General features: G+C 75.7%; 2 protein-coding genes. One reads left to right on the plus strand and one right to left on the minus strand.

The genetic code is table 11. From position 1 onward, the window contains the following. Nucleotides 1-1,811: ATP-binding protein (locus AC1MIR_RS13330; RefSeq protein WP_480028635.1), on the minus strand; the 1,811-nt coding region annotated here is incomplete at its 3' end. 163 nt (nucleotides 1,812-1,974) lie between these two features. Between AC1MIR_RS13330 and AC1MIR_RS13335 the strand changes: the two genes are divergently transcribed. Continuing rightward, nucleotides 1,975-2,383: hypothetical protein (locus AC1MIR_RS13335; protein WP_480028636.1), on the plus strand; the 409-nt coding region annotated here is incomplete at its 3' end.

Consider the following 2,383-nt stretch of genomic DNA (forward strand, 5'->3'; position numbering starts at 1 on the left):
GGGTCCATCGCCGGCAGCCAGAGCGTGACGACCGTGCCGAGGCCGGGCGTGCTCTCGATGCGGAGCGCGCCGCCCGCCTGCTCGGCGAAGCCGCGGGCGCTCGCCAGGCCGAGCCCCGTGCCCTCGCCCGGCGGCTTCGTGGTGAAGAAGGCCTCCGTCGCGCGGGCGAGCGTCGCCGCGTCCATCCCGACCCCGTCATCCTCCACGGCGATGCGCACATAGCGCCCGGGTGCCAGCGCGGCCGCGACGTCGTCCGGCACCACCTCCACCCCGGCGCTCACCTGGATCACGCCCTGCGGGCCGGTGGCGTCGCGGGCATTGACCGCCAGGTTGATGATCGCCGCCTCCAGCTCCGCGCGGCCGCCGCGCACGCGGGGCGGCAGGCCGGGTGGCAGATGGCACAGCAGGCGCGGCCCGTTGCCGAAGGTCGGGCGCAGCAGCTCGCACGCCTCCCGCACCGCCAGCGCGGGGTCGGTCCAGGCCTCCTCCTCGCCCTCCGCCGCGCCGCCCCGCCTTGCGGCGGCGAGCATGCGCTCGGTCAGCGCGGCGCCGCGGCCGGCGGCGTCCGACAGGCTGGCCGCCACGGCGCGCGCCCGGGTGCTGTCGCCCTTCTCCAGCGCGCGATCGATCAGCCGGGCGCCGGCCTGCACGGCATGGACCGTGTTGCGGAAATCATGCGCCACGCCGGCCACGAGTTGGCCCAGCGCCTCCAGTCGCCGCGACCGGCGTAGCGCCGCCTCGGCATCGGCGCGCGCCGCCTCGGCGGCCGCATGCGCCTCCGCCGCCGATTGCGCGCTGCGCGCCGCGGCCGCCGCACGGGCGGTCAGCCAGAGCAGCAGCGCCGAGGCCATGGCGCAGACCACGCCGAGCAGCGCGACCTGCGCACCCCAGGCCTGCCACAGCACGGACCGGCTGAGCCCGTAGCCGACCGCGACCGGGTAGTTCTCGAGCCGCTGCACGGCATAGAGCCGTTCGAGCCCGTCTACCGCGGAGCGCGCGGGGATCAGGCGCGGCCGCCGCGCATCGGCCGCGGCCGCCAGCAGCGGGCCGGGGGTGATGCGTTCCGACCAGTCGGCCGGGGGCGGCGAGCGCGCCAGCAGCGCGCCGTCCAGCCGGAACAGCGAGGCCGCGTCGCCCTTCGACTCCGCGATCCGCCTGTAGAAGGCGCCGAAATTCTCCGGCGCGAAGGCGCTGACGATCACGCCGTCGAAGCGGCCTTCGGCGTCGTAGCGGGGGCGGCTGAGCGAGAAGACCGGCACGTCCCGCGGCCGGCTGACCACGACCTCGCCCACCACGCTGCCGGTCGGGCCGGACAGCATCGCTCCGGCTGCGGCGCCGCTGTTCTGACGGAAGTATTCGCGGTCGCCGACATCCACGCCTGGGAAGGGGTATTGCGACGCCACGGCCACCATGCGCCCATCGGGCCGGACCAGCCCGATGCCGCTCGCCACCCCGTTGCTGGCCTCCAGCGCGCGCAGCGCCAGATGGAGGTCGCGGTCGGCGGCGATCCGCTCCCAGTCCAGGCCTCGCGCCGCGTGCTCGGTGGCGGCCAGCACCGTCTCCTGGATCTCGAAGGCGCGGAGCGCGTGCTCCAGCAGGACCTGGACGGTCCGGGACAGGCGCGCCTCCGCGTCGCGCTGCACCTGCTGCCAGGTCCACCATGCGCCGGCGGCGAAGAGCAGCAGCGGAAGCAGCACCGCGGCAAGCCAGAGCGCGCGGAAGCGGCCGGCCCACCGGTCGGCCGGGCCGGCCGCGATCAGGCGCGCCGCCTGCGCGACCGCCGGGCCGGGCGAGCCGGGCAGGGAAGGCATGCGAGGTCGGCCGCCTGGGGATACCATTCCGACAGTAGTTTACTGCAACGCGCGTCGTGGCGCGACGGCGCACCGCCCCCGCCGCGCGATCCGCGCCGCGGGTTGCCGCACCCCGCCCGCGCTGCTCTCATGCTGCCCTCGGGCAATGCAGCAGGCGTCTGGCATGGCGGGCGACGACGCGATCGACGGCATCCTCTTCGCCCCGCCCGCCGCCATCCGGGCCGTGCAGGAGGCGAACTTCGCCGCCACCATGGACCGCGTGTTCCAGGGCCATCCCTTCTATCGCGCGGTCTTCGCGCGGGCGGGCCTGACGCGCGGCGACATAAGCGGTCTCGACGACCTGCCGCGCATCCCGCCGACCCGCAAGGCCGACTACCTCGCGCAGCACCAGGACTTCCTGCTCTCCGTCCCCGACGGCGCGCCGGAGGAGCGGGTGGTGTGGGAGACGCTCTACACCACCGGCTCCACCGGCGCGCCGACGCCCTTCGTCTCCACCACGCACGACTTCTACAACATCCTGACCACCTATCGCCGCATGCTGACGCTGCGCGGCGTCGGCGCCGCCGCCGTGG

The organism is Falsiroseomonas sp. RANM36 (genome assembly GCF_056682175.1).